The organism is Alkalitalea saponilacus (assembly GCF_900168165.1).
GTDB lineage: Bacteria > Bacteroidota > Bacteroidia > Bacteroidales > Marinilabiliaceae > Natronoflexus > Natronoflexus saponilacus.
In genome coordinates this window covers 42961-63523 of sequence record NZ_FUYV01000007.1, presented here as the reverse complement: position 1 = coordinate 63523, position 20563 = coordinate 42961, and the positions used below count along the sequence as shown (strand labels likewise).

The following is a 20563-nucleotide window of genomic DNA, read 5'->3' as shown; positions in this document are numbered from 1 at the left end:
TAATATTTTGACCTTAAAATAATAACTACTCAGACAGAGTTTCTATAACGAATGGGTTTATTTTAGATATTGGGAAAGAACACGTATGAGTTCTTTCCGGTCAATTGGCTTGGAAATATAATCATCACAACCGGCTTCCTGTGCCTTGTTTTTATCGCCCGCAAGAGCATATGCCGTTTGTGCAATGATGATGATTTCAGGTTTCAGCTTTTTAATTTCAGCCGTTGCTTTATACCCATCCATGCCGGGCATTTTTATGTCCATTAAAATGAGTTCGATGGCCGGAAGTCGTTCAATCATTTTAATGGCTTCTATGCCATTTCGCGCATATAGAACATTAAGTTTTAGTTCCTCAAGCATTTCAACAATAAGCAAGTGGTTTATTTCCACATCATCTGCAACCAAAATGGTTTTACCTCCAGGAATGGGGGAAATAGATGTTTCGTCTGTCATGTTATTTTGTTTTGGTTTATAAGGTAGTTTTATTTCAATTTTAGTGCCTTTTTCGGGATCTGATTGTATCGAGATTGAACCGTTGAGTATATCAATATACGATTTAGCAATGGTTAATCCCAAACCCATACCGGACTGCAGTCCGGAAATGCTGTTTGTACCCTGTCTGAATTTCTGGAACAACTCATCATGGATTTCCATTGGGAAACCAACTCCATTATCTTCAACAAAAAAGTTAAGATACCGTTCATTTTTCGAACATCCAAATGTTACATATCCCTTTGGAGTGAATTTTAGGGCATTATCAATTAAATTGGTCAATATTTGAGTCAGTTTTCCGGGGTCAGTTATTATTTCTTCGTTGCATCGGTCAATAGAGGAGACTAGCTTTAGTTTTACTTCTTTGTTTTCGTTGGTAGCTATCATCTGGTTATAAACATCATTTAATAAATGATTGATGTTTGTTTCACTCTCATTTATTTTTACCTGTCCGGCTTCAATTACTGCAATACTAACGATGTTTTCTATTAGTGATAGCAGTTGCTTGCTGCTTTTTACAACAGATTTGGCGTAGAATGATTTTTTTGACGATGCCAAAGTGTCATCGTCAATTAATTCAGAAAAACCTACTATTGCGTTCAGAGGCGTGCGCACTTCGTGAGATAAGTTGTTAAGAAATGCGGTTTTCAACTTATCATTCTCTTCTGCTTTTTCTTTTGCTTCAATCAATTCTGATTGTAACTGTTTGTCGTATGAGATGTCTTCACTAACCATCACAAAGTTTGTAATGATCCCTTTGTCATCAAAAATTGGTGAGAGACTTACGGATTCCCAATAATAATCTCCTGATTTCTTCTGATTTTGATGTTCTCCTTTCCAATTATGCCCATTTTTTAAACTTCTCCAAATATTGTTGTGCTCTTCTAATGTTGTATGATCTGGCTTTAGAATTGTGAGAGGCTTACCTATCATCTCTTCTTTTTTATAACCTGTTGTATCAAGGTATTTCTGGTTTACATATTCAATTATACCGTCTATATCAGTAATGATAACCGATGCAGGACTCTGTTGCGTAGCAACGGAGAGTTTCTGTAATTCTTTATCTGATTTTCTTTTTTCAGTCACATGCCATATGGTATCCATTAAAAGGGTTGTTTGCAAAATATCATGCTGTGTGTAGTCGTTTCGTTTGTTGGCCAATCCAACCACAAGTACTGTTATGCCGTCTATTATAACTGGTACCGTTAAGTATTTCTCAATGGGTATATGACCTTCTGGATATCCCTTGCGCAATGGAATTTCTTTAGTGAAATTGTTATATATAAGGGGTCTTTTTTGTTTTACTGACTCCCCCCACATGCCTGTTTGGTCCAGCTCGAGGCATTCAATCCAGTTATCAATACGGCAATTGGCCATTGTTTTTTGAGATACTGCCTGCATCTGAAACTGGTTATTATCTTGGTTGTATGAGTAGATGAAACCAATTTGACTTTCAGTAAGTTTAATGGCTTCTTCCAGCACATAATCAAATAATTGGCGTATGTTGTTTGTGTCTTGTTGCATAAGATTTACCATGCTCTGAAGTCTGGCTTCATTCTGGCGAATCTGTTTTTCAGCCTCTTTTATTCTGGAAATATCAGTATGTGTACCCACCATTATTAGCGGTAAGCCTTGAGGTGTATGGGAGATAATTCGTCCCCTGTCCAAAACCGATAGCCACCCTCCATTCTTATGACGCATTCGTAATTCTGTTTCATATATGGAATCAGGATTCTCCAGGTGGTTCATTAATAATTTTTTCGATTCTGCTAAATCCTCAGGATGAACCATTTTTTCCCATGAATCAAATGAGTCAATATTTAGTTCGCCGGGGCCGTATCCCAGCATGTTGTAGTAGTTGTCGTTACATCGAATCCGGTTTGATTGAATGTTCCATTCCCACGTTCCAATATCTGCTGCATCCACACTCCATTTTAATCGTTGTTGCTCTTCCTGTACCTGTTTTTCTGCCTTTCTGAGATCGGTGACATTATTTATTAACGAGAAGATGGAAATCAATTCCCCGTTATCATTGTAAATGGCTGAATTATACCATTCGCAATGCAGGATATTCCCGTTTTTGTTGATGTTTTTATTGATGATGACATTTCTTTTAAAATGGCCGGCTGCTAGTTGTTTCAGTGCATTACACACAAACTCTTCATCTTCTTCATGAATCATGTTGAGTTCCTTCTCTGTTTTTCCAATGGTTTCATCTGCACTCCATCCAAAAATTTTCTCGGCCTGTCTGGACCACACTTTAATCCTTAGATTTTTATCAATTTCAATCACTCCCAGAGGTGTGTTTTCGAGATGAAATCTCAAACGCTCATTCGCTTCGTTTATGAGATTGGTATTTTGTTTGTGAGATGTTACATCAGCAAGGGTAAATATTACGGTATCATTGTTTACCGTATCATCCATACTGCCTGCTGTAATGATGGTGTATATATACTCGCCCGATTTATTAATAATTTTGGCTTCGCAGAAGCCAAAATTATCTGAGTTGATCTGTTGTAATATGATGTTTTTAATTCTGTTGAATTCTTCGCTCGTTTCAAAAAACGAGCGAATATTTTTACCTTCAATCTCTTTACGCTTATAACCTAAAATCTGTAGCAGGTAATCATTTACTTCCAGAATGATATCGTTTTTTATCATTCCCAACCCAATGGGAGCAACCTTGCTTAATGAAAGAAGTTTGTCTTCACTCTCTTTCTGCTTTTTCAATGCCTGTTTTACCCTTTTTCTGAGTATTATAACAAAAAACACCAACAGGGATATGAAGGCTAGCAACCCTAAAATATATGGGCGTATTTTTTTTGTATAGTACCCACGTTCATATATTGAAAACCATTTATTATACAATTCATCATAGGTTCCATTGGCTTTTAGCTGATACAATCCCATGTTGAGCGTCCACAAAAGTGCATCATTATCCTTTTTAACAGCCATAGCATAACGCTGCGGTTCTATATCGGAGGATCTTAACACAACATCTTTGATTTTGTAGTTTTTAATCAGGTGCATCCCCTGAAAGTTACCTAATAGAGCCGCATCATGCTGATTTTTTTCCAGCAATCGGAGTGCTTCCAGCTGATCTTCTACAGCAATAATTCTGTCAGTTATCTGGTGCTCAATAAGGTAGTCGTGCATAATATCCCCTCTCTGAACTATGATCTCCAACTCGTGTATATCATTGATCGATCGTATTTTCGAGTCTTTATGAGTGAATAGTCCGTGGGTCATAACGCTGTGTGGAATGCCAAAGCGTAATTTTTCTGATCTGTATGGGCTTACCAACATTCCGGTAATGACATCAATTTTTCCCGCTTCAAGTTCTTCCCTAACCTGGTGCCATGGTGCTAGTTCCAGTTTATAATCAAGGTTTAGTTCATTTGCAAGGGCTTTAAACAATTCAATGTTGAACCCGTCGGGTTCTCCTTTCTCATTAATGAATTCATATGGAGGGTAAAATTGATCTCCTTTTATAATAATTTGCCTGCGAATTGGAGCATAAATAGAGGTGTCTTCAGCTGAAACTTGAAGAAAAAAGGTAGCATGACCAAAAAGAAGGATGAATATCAGGGTCAGATTTTTCATGTGTCCAAAACTTTTGTTTTTATTGATCCTAATGCTTTTTGAGAATTCGCCAAAAATCAGGCTCCTTTATTTCGAAGCGTTCGACAAGACTTTTTTTGTAATCTAATTATTAAATTTATGATTTCCTCAATTAACAAGCGAATGCCCCTGCTTATCTGGTTATTTTATTCCAGGTAAACAGAAATTTACCAATGATAATCAAATTGTGTCTATGATTGATTAAACCTATTGAATTATTGGTTTTTGCAAAATCTATCGTTAAATATACTGTTTGTTAATTGGGTTAAAAGCTCCAACTTTTACTGATTAATTATTTTCTATTCCTCAAAATTCACCACATCTTTAAATATACGCTTTTTTTTCACGGAATGATTGAAAAATGATCTTGTTTCTTTAAGTTGATTAAGTTCTATGTTTATGTCGCTTATCATAAAAAGTTCATCGGTTCTGCTGAATTTGTATATGTCAGGGGTGAAAAAGATATGATTCTCGCTGTATTCAATATGTCTGTTGGAAGTAAGGAATCCCCAATCGCCTGCTTTAACAAAGCCGGTATCATCCCAGGAGGAGTTGATGGGTTTTCCGAGATTTACAGGTGGCTGCCAGGTAACCAATGCTCCCTCGGTGTAGAAAATATCAAAACCTCCATACCCGGGAAGTCCATTGGAACTAAAATAGAGTCTGCGGCTTGTTACATCGTAAAATGGGGTGACTTCATCCTGCGGCGTGTTTATAAACACGCCGGCGTTTTGTGCCTGTTGGTATTCTCCTGTGCGTTTGTTGTAAACTGAGAACCAAATGTCCATGCCACCGGCTCCTCCTGGTCTGTCTGAAATAAAATAGAGAACCTCCAGGTTGGTATCAAAAGTTGTTCCTACGGTAGGTTGAGTTGATGTGTATTCAGGATTGTTAACGGTTGGTCCTAGTTTTTCGGGTTGGCTCCACTCGCCGTTATCGTATTTAGAAACAAATAAATGACAAATGGTTTTGCCATCAAATCTGGTCTGACAGCCGGAGATGTAAAACCGTTGTTTGTCGGGGGAAAATGCTCCCCGCCCCGTATCATAATTATTTAAGTTAAAAAATGGCGCTGGGGTTTCAGGGTTACTTGTCCATTGATCGTTGTCAAAATTTGCACTGTAGAACTGCATCACCGGTTCATATGGCTTATCCAGCTTTATTATCTCCGGAGTGTTTTTTCTTGCCGATCCGTAAATAAACTCATTGTTGTTAATGATGATGACTCCGGTTTTTGGCTGTTTTGTGTTGATTGTTGATCCCAGTCTTTCAATTTTTGTATGAACCATTGTGTCGCGGTGAGCAATGGCCATGTTACACCCTTGAATGAGGTTTTCAACCCGCTCGCGGGTGATGTGGTTACCGGGAATTCGTCTGGCACGCATTCTTAATAGTTCAAAATGTTCCAAAGCATCTTCATACTCCTGAAACATTTTTAGCAGAAAAGCATAATTAAACCGGGCTTCGAGTTGACTGCGTGGGTCGGATTCATAAATTTTTTTGAAGATATCTTTTGCGTTTCGGTATTGTCTTGTTTCCATATAGATATTTCCCAATTGCATGCCAACATGAGTGTTGGATGCATCTCTTCTGTAAAGCTCTTCAAGAAAAATCGCAGCCTGATGATGATCATTCATTCTAAGCGCACTGCGCGCCATACCACGAAGTTGCCAGTTGGGTTTTCCTCTCAAATCAGCAGTGGGTGTTTCAGCATAAGAGGCTTTGCAGCAAAATAATATGAGTATGTAAGTGATTAAAATCTTTCCCATGGTATCATCTTATTACTAAGTTGGGTTGACGGAAGCTTAAATGCTATCCCAAATTCCAGTCCTGTGCTGTTCAGTCTTGCTGTGTTTTGTCTGGATATGCTGGTGTCGTAAGAGAGCATAAATGTCCAGAATTGCCAAGTCATTCCACCACTGAAGATTACCGAACGGGCGTTTGCCATCGACGCATTGCGGAAATGAACTCCCGCAATGATGCTGTTATTCTGGTTCATCCATTCATCAAGATTATATCCAAAATGAATACCAGTTAAAGAAACTTGATTCTTTCCCATTCTTAAATAAACAATGGTGGGAATCACGAAATAATCGGCTGAAAGGTTTATGTCGGCTTTTGAATGCCATATGTGTTTGACCGGCAACTGAAAGGTTTCACCAAAAAATGATTCCTGTGGCCGGTTAATTTGTTGTAATGAGTAACCAATATTAAATATGCCTAATTCTGTGTTTCTGTGGTATAATATTCCAATTCCTGCATCGGGATAATTGGTTGATTCGTTCTCCAGATGGGCAGAAGTGGGGAGGGATGGATCAAAACCTCCTGTGTCTCTTGAGTATTGATCGGGAAATGTGGTGTTAGACCAATCAACTTGCTTATGAACCCAGGCAAGTTGAATGCCTGCGTATAAAACTGAATTGATGTTTAAGTGAATGCCGTTGCTGATTGAGAGGTTGATGCGGTCGGCAGGAAAAGAAAATCCTGATGAGTTGTCCCTACTGTAATATATTCCGGTTTCTATTTTTTCTGAATTGATATATACCGGATATTCGAAACTAAAATAGGAGGTGTTGTAATCTGAAGACATTTCGTGTCCCTGGTGACGATACATGGCGACCGCTCGCCAGTCTCCGTCAAACCTGCCTGTATTGGCAGGGTTTAATGTTAAATGAGAAGAAAACGCTTGATTAAAATGTATGGATTGAGAAACAATAATGCTATTTAAGGGCTGTAAAGCCGTTAAAATAATAATGAGCACTATTTTATTTGATTGCATTGTCATTATTCCTATTTAAATTCAGACCCGAAGCATTTTTACGCAACCCGTCATTATTGATTTTCGTAATGAATTTAACGGATGTGTTTATTTTTAAATATATTTTACTCAAATTAGTAATTTAATTTATAGTGCGCAATTTTGAAAATATTGTTTTCATTAACCAAGTGTTTAAATAAATAAATCGGTGGTCAAGTTAAAGCTTAAACTATCTTGTTAATAGTATTTTTTTGCTTTACGGATGATATGGGGCAGATGTTCCAATAAATACCGACATTTCCATACTGTAATGATTGAATTGAAAAGAAATATAAGTATTTTGGCAGCATTAATTATTTGCTGGAGTTTTTCTTCTGCTCAAATAACTCCTGCATTTTCTGTCGATTTAAGCGAAGGGTGTTCTCCGTTAAGTGTTCAGTTTACGAACTTATCAGACCCATTGGAAAACTCAACGTTTGAATGGGACTTTGGCAATGGTAGTTTTTCCACAGCCCCTCATCCAACAGCAAATTACACCAATGTAGGTCAGTATACAGTAACACTAGTCGTAAGACATGGGGGCGAAACTGAAACGCTCATAATGGAGAATTTTATCACAGTTCATGCTGAACCTGTTGTCTCTTTTGAAATAGTAGGTGATACAATTGGATGTGTACCATTTCAGGTAGAATTTGTAAACCAAAGCTTAAACTCTTCAGAAATTAATTTTACCTGGAGTTTTGGTGACGGGAATCTATCTTACGACGAGAATCCTGTTAATACTTATTTGCCAACCGGAGTTTTTGATGTAACGCTACTTGCTGTTAACGAACATGGATGTTCAAACTCGTACGTGATAGAGGAAGCTGTGGAGGTGGTGCAACCAAAAGCTGCCTTTGGGATTGATAAAGTTCAATCCTGTGAGGGGGAGTTGTTGGTTCATTTAAATAACCTGAGCAATGCCAGGCAGGGATTTACATCTTTTTGGGATTTTGGGGATGGAAATCAGTCTGAAGAGTTATCTCCCGATCATCTTTTCCAGAACCCCGGCGAGTATTCCATTAAGCTGGTTATTACTGATGATATTGGTTGTAAAGATTCTGTAATACGTCAAAATCTTGTAAGCATTGTTAAAACAGAAGCACTATTTTCTGTCGAATCCGAAGTAGCATGTATCGGTGAAAATATAAGATTTACCAATAACAGCAATCATGCAAATAACTTTCTGTGGCGTTTTGGGGATGGTACGACCAGCCAATCCCAAAACCCTTTAAAATCATTTTCTGAGCCTGGAGATTACGAGGTTTGGCTAATTGCAGATAACGGGGTTTGTATAGACAGCACGATGTTAGCTATTAACATCGAAGAGGTAGTTGCTCATTTTTCTGTTCCCGACAATTTTGCCTGCCAATTACCCGTCATCATTAATTACCAGAATTTATCCACCAATGCTGAAAGTTATGAGTGGCGTTTTGGAAACGGCCAAGTATCCATTCAGCAAAACCCATCTGTAGAATATACTTCGGCTATGATGGGTGGACGTTTGTTGCGAAGCTTTACTGATACCTTAGTAGTGACCAGCTCTGCCGGTTGTCAGGATGTCTTTTTTAAAGAAAATTCAGTTATAGTACACTTGCCAGATGTGCAAATGAGCCCAGGCCGAGGAGGAAATAGTGGAGCTCTAAACGGATGTGCTCCTATGACTCTTCAATTCCAGGATCGCACAAATTACATTACCACAAGAGATGATATTGTATCATGGAAATGGAATGTGGGTGATTTGCAGGATCAGCTCGGAGAATCTATTGACGTTCATATTGAAACAGGTGAGCGAACTCCGGTTACGCTCACTGTTACTACTCACAGAGGTTGTGTGCACTCTGCTACTGAGTATGTGAATGCTGGTGTGGAAGTTGATGTGCAGTTTTCACGCGTTGGCGATTATAGCAGATGCGCTAGTGAAATGATTTTATTCGAAATTACTTCCCCTCCGGTATCTATGCGTACGCGTGAGGTGTGGGATTTTGGTGATGATTCGGAACAGTTTTTTCCTATTCCTGCACATAACTATACCGATATTGGCCAGATGGATGTCTCTTTAACTGTATTTAATAACGGCTGTCCTTCTAAGCGTATTCTAAACAACCACCTAAATATTCTTGGCCCTTATGCCGAGTTTTCTGTAATTACCAATTGTGAAAATCCGTATAGTTACCAATTTGAATCTTCTATAAAGGATGCTACCAGCTATTACTGGGATTTTGGAGATGGATCTCCCTTTGTAAGCAACGTACCGAATCCTGTGCATAACTACTCACAATCCGGCAATTATGTTGTCAGGCTGGTAACCGAAAACTCGGTTACAGGTTGTGAATTTATTGCTACACGAGAAGTTTATGCCAGAAAGATCAGGAGTGATTTTGAATTAGTCAGCGGGCTTCCGTGCCGCAAAACAGCCCTCACTTTTGACGGTTCTGCATCTGAGGACTTGTCGCCGTTCTTACATAATAATCAGACCATAAGATATCTTTGGAAAATAGAAGAGGAAGGAGTATCCATAGGAAGTATGTCTCCCGACTTTGTACATGAGTTTAAAAACACCGGAGAGAACAACCTTCTTTTAATTGTAAGAGATGCTAATGGTTGTATTGATACCATGCACCATACAATCCGAATTTATGAACCGCAACCCGATTTTGAAGCAAGTCATGAAACTGGTTGTATGCCGGTAGTCTTTGGTTTTGTTGATCAAACAGAATCTGAGTCCCCAATTGTCAGTTGGCTATGGTCATTTGGTGATGGAGAAAGTTCCGTAGACCAGAATCCTTATCACGAGTACAACGAATTCGGATCATATTCCGTAGCACTAGAAGTTACAGATGAAATTGGTTGCATAAAGTCTATAAATAAAAAACAGGCCGTACAGGCGATATTTCCCGAGGCTCTCTTTGAAGCCGAAGGGAATTTGGGATGTGTTGGAGATACTGTAAATCTTTTTGATATCTCTCCCGGAAATATAGTTTCATATAGGTGGGAAATAAGCGATGGTCGCGTTTCAACTGATGCTGAACCTGATTTTACTTTTTTAGAGCCGGGATATTTCTCTGTCAATTTGGATGTTGTTGATGTGCATGGTTGCGAGGCTTCGCTTTTTGCTGAAAATTTCATACATATCCAATCGCCGCCTGTGGCAGCTTTTGAAGCAGATGTGCTTTCCTCCAATTGTTATCCTCTGGTTGTGCAGTTTCACGATTTGTCCGAAACTGAATATCAGGGAACATGGGAATGGCAGTTTGGTGTTGGAGGAAGTCGCTCTTTTTTGCAAAATCCTTATTACATATATAACAGACCTGGGGAATTTGATGTACGTCTGATCGCACGCACAACATATGGTTGTGCCGATACCATAATACTTCATGAATATATTGATGTGGGCGGCCCTTATGCCGAAATATCAGTTGCCGATACAGTTTGTCTCAGGACTGAAGTCTTTTTCTCGGCTGTTGAAATAAATGATGTTTATGACATTAGATGGGATTTTGGTGACGGGTATTCAGCCAACGGAGAAGCAGTTTCTCATTCCTATACACAACCCGGGGATGTATATCCAATAATGATCATTCGCTCCGATGCAGAGAATACATGTAATATTGCTATAAGGGATACCATCCATGTAATGGATGTGAGAGCGCATTTTTCTATTCTGGAAAACACCCAAACAGGATGTGTGCCATGGCAAGTCATCCTTAATAATCAATCACATAATTCAAACTGGTGGCGCTGGGATTTTGGAAACGATTCTGTGTCGGATGAAGAAAGTCCGATAGCCAATTATCATGAAGCAGGTTTTTATCGAATCAAACTAGTTGCTGGCCACGATTTTGGTTGTACAGACACATTGATAATGGATGATATTGTGATATACCCACTTCCATTGGTAGAAACTAATCCCGATGTTGTCCTTTGTGAAGGAGATGTAACAACTTTATTTGCTTCAGGAGGTGCTGCTTACCAATGGACGCCTTCAGAAAGCCTGGTTAATCCAGATGAAGCTGTAACCGAGGCCAGCCCATCTGTTACAACCTGGTATAGGGTTGATGTAATTGACGAGAATGGTTGCGAGAATTTTGCAACTACAGAAATTGTTGTTCAGCATCCACCTGTGGTATCAATAATAGATACCACCTTGATTGTTGGTGAGACGATTCAATTTGATTTGTTTCAAGATGAAATACTGCGATATGAATGGAGCCCAGCGGCGAACATATCATGCGCTGATTGCCCTGATCCGGTATTTAAAGCTTTGGAAAGTATGAACTATCACCTCGCTGTTACTGATACCAGTGAATGTTTTACCGTCACTTTTCCATTTAACTTAACGGTACAGCGCATCTATTCAGTAGATTTACCTGGCGCATTTATTCCCGGAATGGAAGGGGAGAATTCAAAGGTGTTTGTAAAAGGCTGGGGAATTAAGGAGTTGGTTTCCTTGAAAATATATAATCGATTTGGCCAGTTGGTGTTCGAATCAAACAATATTGAGCAAGGCTGGGATGGCGAATTTAAAGGGCAACCCTTGCCTTCTGAAACTTATTCATACTCTGTTCAGGTTCTTACATACGATAATGCTGTTTTGAATAAAACCGGTACCATAAAACTAATAAGGTAACATTTAGTTATTCCACAATAGAACAACTGAATTGGGCTATTGATGTTTTGCTGTGAACATCAATTAGTTCGATTATTCTATCCCGGGAAATTTTTCTGAATAAACCTTTATACTCTTCAACAAAGAGAGTGGCTTCGAGAGTGAGGTATTCCAATATTTTGTTTTCTAGGTTATAGCTTCCTGTCACATATATCTCTTTCTCTACTTCTCGACCTACTATTCTTTTTTTGTCCTTTTCAGAGAAATCATGATCAATTAGTTCATTCATGGCTTTATTAAAATCCACCGAGTTGAACAACACAAATGAGAGAGCCATTCTTCGACGGGTCGGCAAATCATAAAGGTATTTTTGCGTTTTGCGATGCAGCTGTTCAGTCAGCTTTGCATCGATTTTGTTCTGTTCAAGTAATTGATCAGACATATTTAAAACTAAATCATTCATTTTTGAAGGATGCGGATCTTCACCATAAATCAACCATTGCAAATAGTTGCTTTTAACAATGAGCCCATATTCAATTAGCGCATGATTAATATCTGCTGAGATAAAAATGCCATGTTCTCTGCTCAGTAGATTCTTACTTGATGTTAACCTGAATTGATTCATATTGCCTGCAATAAGGTTGTCAATGTTGTCACCTATTATGGTGAATTATTCTGATTTTTTTTAATGCCTTTTGAAAAATAGAGCCTTTGTCGATTTTGTAAGGGTATGAAAATTAAAGGTATGGTGTGCGTTGTTCCCGTTGTATTTTTTCGAATTAAACTTATTATTTTTTACTTAATTTTTACATTTTTGTTTAGGTTGTTCACGTAATAAATGTGACTGTTGGTCAAAAAAAGATTTTTTTTAAAAATCTGTTGACCTCTTCTTTTTATGAATATGTTTGTCGCAATATGGCTTTTGAGTTAGGATGGGGTTTAATGTGCAGTAAATTAATGATTTAAACTTTCAGTGTAAGGTGCTTTCTTCTTTTCAGAACTGAGCAAAATTTCTTCTTTTATTATATTTTGTTAATTTCGTTTTTTTAAAGTTAATGTAATATTTTCTGGTTTTCATGGGTTAAAAGGATATAAGGTGTTGCATATTAATATATTATTCAACCAAATTAGTAAGAATGAAACGATTCCTGCTCACATTGAGCTTGTTGATGTTAATTTGTGCTTTTGGTTTTAGCCAAAGCAATCCTTCTATCAATATTGAACATTTAACAGCTGAGTCAGAAGGATTAAATACAAAAGAATTGCGCGATCTGTTAAAAGAGGGTGATTCATACTATCGAAAGGAAATTTACGATCGTGCTTATCGCGCCTACAAAAGGCTTTATGATGTAAATAGTACTCTTCCTGAGCTGAATTATAAGTTGGGCGTAAGCGCCCTATTTAGCAACAGGCAGCATGGCGCTTTATCATATTTCTTGAAAAGTAGTGCTGATGTGGCAAAGGATTATTTTTACTTTCTGGGGAAAGCATATCAGGCCAACCTCAAATATTTAGACGCACGTGATGCATATGTTGAATACTACAATTCTCTTGGCAAATGGCGGCAGCGAAGATTTCAACAGGAATTTGATCAGCTTATAAGTGAATGCACATTTGGTTACCGAGCTGCGAATGATTCCCTCCCTTTTTTCATCATCAACATGGGGCCGACTATCAACACGTATTATGATGAATATGCTGCTGTAGAATATCCTGATCATAATAAGATATTTTTTACTACCCGTAGTCCCGACAGATTGCCCACCAAGCCTGTTCACCGAGCAACTTATTCAGAACGGGTTATGGAAGCGGGTTATGAAAATGGTGAGTTTTCAGAAGCCAATGAGGTGTCACGTCTTTTTTCAAGAGGGCACGCGAGTGTTGCAGGAATAAACCAAAATGATGATTTACTATATGTATATAATGGAAGACGTCGCTTTGGCCATGTACAGGCTGCACGAATCAGAAATGGAGAAGTTCGAAGAAGCAGCAGGATTAAAGGTGGTATTGACCGTAAAGCATTTAAAAAAACTTCAGTTTCAGTAACCAACAATGGAGAAGTCTTTTTCGTCTCTGATCGTCCCGGAGGGGAAGGAGGAAAGGATATCTGGGTCGCTCAGATTAAAAGCTCAAACAGATTTTCCAGACCGGAAAATTTGGGGTCCGCCATAAACACTCCTTTAGATGAGGAAGCTGTGTATGTTACTCCAGATGGTCGAACACTCTATTTTGCGTCCAATGGTCATGCCGGTTTTGGAGGTTTTGATATATATAAAAGTAAAAGAGAAGCTGATGGAACCTGGAGTGAACCAGTTAATCTGGGATATCCGATTAATACCCCCGGAGATGATATGTTCTATTATCCCACATCCGATCCTTTGGTTGCATTTATAGCTTCTGATCGTCCCGGAGGTTTTGGCGGGATGGACTTATATAAAGTTGTTACCGATACGCGTATACCCTTCACGCTTTGGGGAGAAGTTACTGATGTAGATAATGGTGAGATATTGTCTGCCAGAACAACGCTTATTGATTTGAATTCAAATCAGGCTGTAAATGTTGCAATTTCCGATTCTTTATCAGGTGAATATTATTTTGAACTGGAAGATGTTGGAAATTTTGCATTGCAGGTAGATGTTCCCGGTTACAGAACGGTAATTGATACGCTTGAAATGCCAGACGAGCGTCATGCGAGTCTGCGAAGAGATTATCAATTAGAGAAGCTTTTACATCCATACACTTTGTGGGGAAATATTACAGATAGAGCCAATCAGCGCCCTTTACAGGCAGAAATTATTTTCCGATCAACAGAGACCGATTCTATACTTTACAGAGTTTATTCCGATGCTAACTCAGGGTTTTATTCAGTTACGTTTGAAGATAAATTAAATATGAGTATGAATGTTTCAGCAATGGATTATTTTAGCCGGAATATTCCATTGCAAGCAAATGAAATGACAGGAGAACAAGGGGAACGTTCATTCGAGCTGGTTAGAAGCCGCACAATCTATACAGTTACCGGTTTGGTTCGTGATGAACAATCGCGAAATCCTGTTACGGCACGTTTCCGGATTTCCAGACCAGGTGTTGGAGAGCGTGTGATATCTAGCAGAGCAGACACTGTAACGGGGCGTTATGAAATTCAACTGGATGATGTTGGTCCGTTCCTTATGGAAATTAATGCAGATGGATATTTTTATATAAATACATCATTGCAGTTTCACCCTGATAGCACATTAATGGTACGCAATATTGATATGCAAAATATGACTACCGGAGCCAGAGTGATTGTTGAGAATATTCTGTTTACAACAGGGCAGGCAACTCTTCGTTCAGAATCATATTCTGAACTCAACAAGTTGGTTCGATTGCTTCAGGAAAATCCTTCTGTTCGAATAGAGGTTGCAGGACATACCGATAATGTTGGTTCTGCAGCACTTAATCGGAGACTGTCGCGGGACAGAGCTTTGGCTGTTAAAAACTATCTTGAAACGCAAGGGATAGCCCCCGGAAGGATAGAATCCCAGGGATATGGCTTTGACCGTCCAATCGAGTCTAATTTAACCGAAGAAGGACGGGCCGCGAACAGAAGAGTGGAGATTGAAATTATTGAATAAAAAATAGGGATTATGATTAAATATAGAATAAACTGGATGATTCTGTGCTGCATGTTTGGCCTATTACTTTACGGATGTAAGCAAGATGACATTTATGTAAATCTCGACAACTCTGACGATAACCGTGAGGTCGGGCTTGCAGGCCCTTTTGCGAAAATCGGATTTAACCTGGCCGATTTCCTCGATGATATTGATGAGGATATTCTGCACATTGGTGAAGATGGCCTAATTTCATTGAAATATCGTGAAGAGGTATATATCGATTGGAAAGAGCTTGTAAAGCTCAATGATGTAGATGCAAACTGGGATTACTTCTCTCTTCGCTCCACTTCATTAAAATCAGCCAATTCTATTGAGTTTTCACAAAAAGTTCAGATGAATCACAGGGGTGATGTTCGATACGACAGTTTAACTTTGAACCAGGGGATACTGAATATGTATGTGGTATTCCCTACAGATGAGTCTGGTCAGATTGATATCTCGATTCCTGAAGTTCAAGATGAAAATGGTGATGGATTAACGTTTTCACATATAGTAACGCCTGAAAGCAATCACTTTTCTGTCTCTGACTATTCCCTAGCCAATCATGAAATCCATTTTAATCAGGATCCGGATATGGTTCCCGGAGAGGAATTTAGCTACATCAATGTGATTACATCTTTTACTCCAGACAATCCTAACGCAGAAATTGAGAACATTGATCTGAGTTTTAGCTTAACCGGGATGCAACCGGAAATCACTTTCGGTTATTTTGGTGTCCAGGAATCGGAGGAACTGAATGCATCACTCACTTTTGATGCTTTTGAAGAACTTGATTTGATTGACGAAATCGAATTTGGAGATTTTATCCTCAATGTAGAAGTGGAAAACTCCATTGGAGTGCCTTTTTTTGTTACGGCAAACAATGTACGTTTCTATAAAGAGGAGGAGACTGATCCTGATCAATATGATTGGTTGCTGAATTTATTCAATGGTGACGAGTTAACCATGCAGGTTAACCCTGCGGTTTATGGACCACCGGTTCAACCCAGAATTAGTACTCTTAGTCCTTATATAAATAAGGCCAATTCAAATATCATAGAGATTGGCAATGGATATCCTGTTAAAATGTTGTGCGATTTATTTGCAACATCAAATCCGGATGATGATGGCAAACAAAATTTTATGGGGATTATTGATCAACTACGCGCCGATCTCATTATTGAAATTCCAATGTGGTTTCGTACTGAGAAATACGCACGAAAAGATACCATTGAATTTGATTTCCTCGATATAATTGGAGATGATGAAGAGGAGGTTAGGCGAATGAAAGAGGTGAATCTATATTTTGATTTCACCAGTTGGTTGCCTTTAAATGCCAGTGTTGAAGCGTGGGTGGTAGACATTGACGGGAACAGAATTTCTACATTGATACCCCCAAGTACAGTAATACCGGCAGCTATGGTAAATGAGGAATTGCGGGTTCTGAATTCGGTAAAGGAAAGTTTCAAAATATCTGTTAACAGAGATCAGATCAATAAATTTATTGATGAAAAGGCGATGGAGATCATATTGGAGACAACTCTGGCAACACCTGAAAATGGTTCTGTATTTATAAAGCTTTTTGAAGATGCCCGTTTAGAAACTGTTTTTAATTTTGATTTGGAAGGACAAATTCCATGACCAACGAAAAACAATTAAGTATAAAGTAAGCCTGAACAACCAAAAAATAGCATAATGAGTTTTAGAAAGAAAATATATATAATTACTTTGGTTTTCATTGTTTCAACTACAGTTAAAGCACAATCCCCCATGGGGTTGTACTTTATGGAGACCATTCCTCAGTCTTCTCATATCAACCCGGCTATGCAGCCAAGAGCGAATGCTTATGTTTCTCTTCCATCGTTAAATTTAATGATGCAAAGCGATGTGGCATTTTCTACAATTCTCCAAAGACATGGGGGAGAATACTTAAGTCCCATCAGTTCCAGGTTCGACTATGATAAATTGTATCGCCAAATAGGCAAATCAACCACCATTAATTTTTACCAGGATATAGATCTTTTGGGGCTTGGTTTCAGGTATGGAAGGGATTACTTCTCCTTAAACGTGGGATTCCGAAATGGAATCCAGTTTGGGTTGCCATCTGACTTATTTAAAATTCCTGAAAATGGATTCCCAGATGGACAAAGACTCGATCTGTCAACAATGCGCATAAAAAGTTTTTCCTACAAGGAACTTAATTTTGGATACAGCAGGGAATGGAATGAATATCTTACTGTCGGAATTAATATCAAACCTCTTTTTGGACACGCTGCAGCATTGACCGATATCAGCACTTTTATTGTTGAGTCAAATCGTACACACTGGGACTTGATAGTTGATGGCACGGTTTACTCTTCTGCACCAATTGAGGTTGAAGAGTCAGATACGCCCGGCGATTTTCCTGAATCTATTGACGGAAAAGATCTTGACGGTGATGATTTTTTGAAATATCTGACCGGATTTAATAACCCGGGAATTGCTTTTGATTTTGGTGCTGTTTATAAACTCTCAGACGACTGGACGTTTTCGGCTGCATTCCATAATCTTGGTTTTATAACTTGGAAACACGATATCAATACACTTTCATTTAATGGAAAATATACATTTGACGGAGTGGAAATTGATGGTGATAACAAGGATGATTGGGAAGAGGCTTTTGAAGCCATTGGAGATTCTATTAAATCAATTATCGATTATCAGGTTGGACATGGTTCATTCCGTACTCCTTTAACCCCGGGAATGTATCTGGGAGCTCAGTACAATCTCACGCACTATCTGTCCTTTGGTCTGCTTTCAAGAAGCCTGTTTCAGAAATACAATTTCACTCAGGACTTTAATCTCTCAGCCAATGTACAACCATTAACTTTTGTGGCTTTTAATATGAATTACAGCTATCGTATTAATGGTGGCAATGGGCTGGGAGCCGGTTTTACCATACTGGGAGGTCCATTGCAATTTTATATGATGGCAGATTATATCCCCACTAAATATGCCGATGTGTATATTGATGACAACGATCCTTTTATGATGTTTCCAAATCAGCGTGATTTAAGCATCCGCTTTGGGTTGAATCTGATTTTTGGTCGTCATGGATACAGAGACCGACCTATGGTTAATCTGTATTGATTTGTCTGATATCGATTTTATATAAGCAACAAAGCACGAATTATATTCGTGCTTTGTTGTATTTATATTCAGTGTTTTATCGGTGTTGTTCGGTAAAGTTTTAAGAAAATGTATAATGTCTGTCAACTTTAATCCTCAATATGGACAAAACATCTTTTTGCCAAAAAGTGTATTTTAGAATTAAAAACGAAAATTCAACCTTAAACTTCTAACCTTAAACTTCAAACATCTCAACATCTAAAGCGTCACAGTCCACTGATCTTCCATATTGTTTTTCCAGTCGCCAAACTTTTCCTCCCCACCACGAACTTTCCAGTCCGAATCAATGGTTAGCTTAGAACTGATTCCGCCTCTTGGGTTAAAAACCATTACCACTCTTACGCGCTCAGGTTCATAAGCTTCCATAATGTGATCGTAAAATACATTAATTAGTCGCTCATATGAAACAGTAATGTTTCGTAAATGATAAACATATTGTTTCAATGCTTTCAGCTCAATGATTTTCTTCTTGGGGTAGAAGGTTAAAAAAACATCAGCAAAATCAGGCTGCTCCTTTACTCCCAAAAATGTAAATTCAGGAATTTTGATTTTAATCTCGTATGCCTCGCCTGTTGGATTCGGAAGCGATTTTAGGATGGAGGCGTCAATGTCTTTGTAAGTAAGCGTTTTTCTTTCCATTATATTATTAAAATATCAATTGATTACAATCAGTTCATAAAAATGTAATTTTTATGATTTTTCTTCTAAACCTTACAATATAAAAGGAGAATTTCGTGTTTTTATTCAAACAAACGGCAAAGGTAAATAAAAATGCCATTTCATTCATGGCATTTTTTGATATATTTGCGGCACCAAAAAAAAGATTAAGTGGGACGTTCCAGAAAAAATAAACCGTTACTTGAACGGTTGGTCATTACCGATGTAGCTGCCGAAGGCAAATCCCTTGGCAAAATTAACGACAAGGTGGTATTTGTTACCCAAACCATTCCAGGGGATATTGTCGATGTTCAGGTAAATAAAAAGCGAAAAAACTACTATGAAGGTTTTCCAATTCGTTTTCATTACTATTCCGATTTGCGTGTAGATCCGTTTTGTTCGCATTTTGGTGTTTGCGGTGGATGCAAATGGCAGGCACTTCCTTACACTGAACAGTTATTTTACAAACAAAGGGAGGTGAAAAACAATCTGGTGAGAATCGGAAAGGTGGAAATTCCTGAAGTCATGCCCATCCTTGCTTCAAATGCCGAACGTTTTTACCGCAACAAACTGGAGTTTACTTTTTCCAATAAACGCTGGCTTACTCAGGAGGAGATTGACAGCGGTGATGAAATTACCGATGGTGATGCATTAGGGTTTCATATTCCTGGAATGTTCGATAAAGTAGTTGATGTTGAGAAGTGTTATCTTCAAAGTGATCCTTCAAACCAGATTCGTTTGGCAATTAAGGAATATGCACTTGAGAAAGGTCTTGAGTTCTTCGACATACGAGCTAAAGCTGGTTATTTGCGCACACTCATCATCAGAACTTCATCCACCGGTGAGGTTATGGTTATTTTATCGCTTTTTAATGATGATAGCTTGTCTCGTGCAGATCTTTTCAATCATATGATTTCAAAGTTTCCCGAAGTTACTTCATGGATGTATGTAATCAACAATAAAGCCAATGATACCATTACTGATCTGGATGTGAAGCTCTTTGCCGGTCGTGATCATATTTTTGAATCCATGGAGGATTTAAAATTTAAAATTGGCCCTAAGTCATTTTATCAAACAAACTCAGAGCAGGCATACAATCTTTACAAAGTTGCTCGTGATTTTGCGGGCTTAACCGGCGATGAAACAGTATATGATCTGTATACAGGAACAGGCACCATTGCCAACTTTATCGCGCGAAATGCCAAAAAAGTTGTGGGAATTGAATATGTTCCGGAGGCCATTGAAGATGCAATTAAAAACTCTGAAATCAATGGCATTGATAATACCATATTTTTGGCCGGAGATATGAAAGATATGCTGACACATACACTTTTTGAGCAACATGGTCGTCCGGATGTCATCATTACCGACCCACCTCGCGCCGGTATGCATTCAGATGTGGTTGAAACCATCTTAAATGCAGCACCCGACAAGATTGTTTATGTGAGTTGTAATTCGGCCACCCAGGCACGCGATATTAATTTACTGGATATTCGTTATCGGGTTGCAAAAGTTCAGCCGGTAGATATGTTTCCACATACACACCACGTTGAAAACGTGGTGTTGCTAGAGAGGAGATAG

At 38.5% G+C, this 20563-nt stretch carries 10 protein-coding genes; 5 read left to right on the top strand and 5 right to left on the bottom strand.

The window, feature by feature from the left end; genetic code table 11:
- Nucleotides 1-57: 57 nt before the first annotated feature.
- The 3 genes from B5X70_RS07545 to B5X70_RS07535 all read right to left on the bottom strand — a co-directional run bounded on the left by B5X70_RS07545 (nucleotide 58) and on the right by B5X70_RS07535 (nucleotide 6892).
- Nucleotides 58-4095: a PAS domain S-box protein gene (locus B5X70_RS07545; RefSeq protein WP_079557291.1), complete on the bottom strand. Its 4038-nt coding sequence runs from the start codon at nucleotides 4093-4095 to the stop codon at nucleotides 58-60.
- A gap of 317 nt (nucleotides 4096-4412) precedes the next feature.
- Nucleotides 4413-5882, bottom strand: coding sequence for a tetratricopeptide repeat protein (locus tag B5X70_RS07540; RefSeq protein ID WP_079557290.1), 1470 nt, complete (start codon nucleotides 5880-5882; stop codon nucleotides 4413-4415).
- Complete coding sequence (locus B5X70_RS07535; RefSeq protein ID WP_157666519.1) at nucleotides 5867-6892, bottom strand: PorP/SprF family type IX secretion system membrane protein; 1026 nt, start codon at nucleotides 6890-6892, stop codon at nucleotides 5867-5869. Before B5X70_RS07535 ends, B5X70_RS07540 begins: the two co-directional genes overlap by 16 nt.
- 319 nt (nucleotides 6893-7211) lie before the next feature.
- Between B5X70_RS07535 and B5X70_RS07530 the strand changes: the two genes are divergently transcribed.
- Nucleotides 7212-11540 (top strand): PKD domain-containing protein, encoded by a 4329-nt coding sequence (locus tag B5X70_RS07530; RefSeq protein ID WP_159449998.1) that lies wholly within the window; start codon nucleotides 7212-7214, stop codon nucleotides 11538-11540.
- 7 nt (nucleotides 11541-11547) lie between these two features.
- Here the strand turns inward: B5X70_RS07530 and B5X70_RS07525 are convergent, their stop codons facing one another.
- On the bottom strand, nucleotides 11548-12144 hold the full coding sequence (locus tag B5X70_RS07525; RefSeq protein WP_079557287.1) for a hypothetical protein: 597 nt from the start codon (nucleotides 12142-12144) through the stop codon (nucleotides 11548-11550).
- A 511-nt stretch (nucleotides 12145-12655) separates the two neighbouring features.
- Here B5X70_RS07525 and B5X70_RS07520 point away from each other — a divergent pair.
- From B5X70_RS07520 to B5X70_RS07510, 3 genes are read left to right on the top strand one after another with little or no spacing between them, the layout of a single operon-like run.
- On the top strand, nucleotides 12656-15136 hold the full coding sequence (locus B5X70_RS07520; RefSeq protein WP_079557286.1) for an OmpA family protein: 2481 nt from the start codon (nucleotides 12656-12658) through the stop codon (nucleotides 15134-15136).
- A gap of 12 nt (nucleotides 15137-15148) precedes the next feature.
- Complete coding sequence (locus B5X70_RS07515; RefSeq protein ID WP_079557285.1) at nucleotides 15149-16798, top strand: hypothetical protein; 1650 nt, start codon at nucleotides 15149-15151, stop codon at nucleotides 16796-16798.
- 54 nt (nucleotides 16799-16852) lie between these two features.
- Nucleotides 16853-18286 (top strand): DUF5723 family protein, encoded by a 1434-nt coding sequence (locus tag B5X70_RS07510; RefSeq protein ID WP_079557284.1) that lies wholly within the window; start codon nucleotides 16853-16855, stop codon nucleotides 18284-18286.
- A 237-nt stretch (nucleotides 18287-18523) separates the two neighbouring features.
- Here the strand turns inward: B5X70_RS07510 and queF are convergent, their stop codons facing one another.
- A complete protein-coding gene (gene queF, locus B5X70_RS07505) occupies nucleotides 18524-18964 on the bottom strand; it encodes a preQ(1) synthase (protein WP_079557283.1) in 441 nt (146 codons plus the stop codon).
- A 189-nt stretch (nucleotides 18965-19153) separates the two neighbouring features.
- On the opposite strand from queF, the gene rlmD reads away from it, so the two are divergent.
- On the top strand, nucleotides 19154-20563 hold the full coding sequence (rlmD, locus tag B5X70_RS07500) for a 23S rRNA (uracil(1939)-C(5))-methyltransferase RlmD (protein WP_079557282.1): 1410 nt from the start codon (nucleotides 19154-19156) through the stop codon (nucleotides 20561-20563).

Excerpts from the sequence above, each read along its gene's own strand:
- queF (WP_079557283.1), bottom strand. The coding sequence starts at position 18,964 with ATGGAAAGAAAAACGCTTACTTACAAAGACATTGACGCCTCCATCCTA.
- B5X70_RS07520 (WP_079557286.1), top strand. The coding sequence starts at position 12,656 with ATGAAACGATTCCTGCTCACATTGAGCTTGTTGATGTTAATTTGTGCT.
- B5X70_RS07535 (WP_157666519.1), bottom strand. The coding sequence starts at position 6,892 with ATGCAATCAAATAAAATAGTGCTCATTATTATTTTAACGGCTTTACAG.
- B5X70_RS07510 (WP_079557284.1), top strand. The coding sequence starts at position 16,853 with ATGAGTTTTAGAAAGAAAATATATATAATTACTTTGGTTTTCATTGTT.
- B5X70_RS07525 (WP_079557287.1), bottom strand. The coding sequence starts at position 12,144 with ATGAATCAATTCAGGTTAACATCAAGTAAGAATCTACTGAGCAGAGAA.
- B5X70_RS07545 (WP_079557291.1), bottom strand. The coding sequence starts at position 4,095 with ATGAAAAATCTGACCCTGATATTCATCCTTCTTTTTGGTCATGCTACC.
- B5X70_RS07515 (WP_079557285.1), top strand. The coding sequence starts at position 15,149 with ATGATTAAATATAGAATAAACTGGATGATTCTGTGCTGCATGTTTGGC.
- B5X70_RS07540 (WP_079557290.1), bottom strand. The coding sequence starts at position 5,882 with ATGGGAAAGATTTTAATCACTTACATACTCATATTATTTTGCTGCAAA.